The sequence below is a fragment of the Alkalicoccobacillus porphyridii genome, assembly GCF_007293315.1.
Classification (GTDB): Bacteria; Bacillota; Bacilli; order Bacillales; family Bacillaceae_D; genus Alkalicoccobacillus; species Alkalicoccobacillus porphyridii.
On the sequence record NZ_VLXZ01000193.1, the window covers coordinates 1 to 275 of the forward strand.

Annotated in this window: 1 protein-coding gene; it reads left to right on the forward strand. The window is 51.6% G+C overall.

The annotated features are described in order from the left end of the window. Positions 1 to 275 (forward strand): DNA topoisomerase (locus FN960_RS23995; RefSeq protein WP_260682101.1); only part of this gene is annotated, 275 nt, incomplete at both ends.

The window sequence follows — 275 nt, forward strand, 5'->3', positions numbered from 1 at the left end:
TGATATCTGCCAGAAACTGTACGAAACGCACAAGCTAATCACTTATCCGCGTTCTGATTGTCGCTATTTGCCAGAAGAACATTTTGCCGGACGCCACGCGGTGATGAATGCCATCAGTGTTCATGCACCGGATCTGTTGCCGCAGCCAGTGGTAGATCCAGATATACGCAACCGCTGTTGGGATGACAAAAAGGTCGATGCGCACCACGCCATCATTCCGACCGCACGGAGTTCTGCGATCAACCTGACGGAGAACGAAGCGAAGGTCTATAACC